Origin of the sequence: Mesorhizobium sp. M2A.F.Ca.ET.067.02.1.1, assembly GCF_004023285.1 — a bacterium.
Taxonomy (GTDB): domain Bacteria; phylum Pseudomonadota; class Alphaproteobacteria; order Rhizobiales; family Rhizobiaceae; genus Mesorhizobium.
The window spans coordinates 1-921 of record NZ_RZSB01001240.1; the positions used below are offsets into that span (position 1 = coordinate 1).

The 921-nt window shown below is 68.3% G+C and carries 3 protein-coding genes; all 3 read left to right on the forward strand.

Translation table 11 applies throughout. The annotated features are described in order from the left end of the window. Positions 1–141 (forward strand): phosphonate C-P lyase system protein PhnG (locus EOA28_RS37025; protein ID WP_148671171.1); only part of this gene is annotated, 141 nt, incomplete at its 5' end. Next, positions 141–752, forward strand: coding sequence for a phosphonate C-P lyase system protein PhnH (gene phnH, locus EOA28_RS37030; RefSeq protein WP_128315903.1), 612 nt, complete (start codon positions 141–143; stop codon positions 750–752). The genes EOA28_RS37025 and phnH, both read left to right, overlap by 1 nt. 1 nt (position 753) lies before the next feature. Continuing rightward, positions 754–921: carbon-phosphorus lyase complex subunit PhnI (locus tag EOA28_RS37035; protein ID WP_189342413.1), on the forward strand; the 168-nt coding region annotated here is incomplete at its 3' end.

Sequence of the window (921 nt, forward strand, 5' to 3'; positions counted from 1 at the left end):
GACCCGCCGCAGCGTGAAGCAGTCGAGACGAAGCTCGCCGCGCCTTTGCGCGCGGCGCTCGATGCGGCGCGCGAGACGCGGCGCGTCGAGACGGCGGCCACGAAAGTGGATTTCTTCACCATGGTGCGCGGAGAGGACTGATGGATATCGCCACGCAATCGATCGACGGCGGCTTCGCCGAGCCAGTCTTCAACGCGCAAACCGTCTTCCGCGCCATCATGGACGCGATGGCGCGCCCAGGCTCCGTGCAGGCCCTGCCGCAACTCACCCGCCCGCCGGCGCCATTGTCGGCGACGGCCGGGGCCGTGGCGCTCTCGCTCTGCGACAATGACACCCCGCTCTGGCTCGATCCGCCGCTGCAGGCGGAAGCTTCGGTCAAGGCCTGGCTCGGCTTCCACACCGGCGCGCCCTTGGCCAACACGCCGGCCGACGCGCATTTCGCCCTGATCGCCAATCCGAAGGAGATGGCCGCGCTAGACGGTTTTGCGCAAGGCACGCAGGAATACCCCGACCGCTCGACGACGCTGATCCTCCTGGTCGACGACCTCGCTTCGGGCCCGTCGCTGCTGCTTGAGGGCCCCGGGATCGAAAAAACGTCGATGATCGCGCCTCCGGGCATGCCGCGCCATTTCGTCGAGCAGTGGAAGCAGAACAACCAGCGTTTCCCGCGCGGCGTCGACATCATCCTGGCAGCGCCAGGCAGCCTCGCCTGCCTGCCGCGCACCACCCGCATCAAGTCGATGGAGGCATGACATGTATGTCGCGGTGAAAGGTGGCGAAGCCGCCATTGCCAATGCCCACCGCCTGCTGGCCGACCGCCGCCGCGGCGACCGCTCGGTGCCGGCGCTGCGCCTCGACCAGATCGTCGAGCAGCTGGCGCTCGGCGTCGACCGGGTGATGAGCGAAGGCTCGCTCTATGAT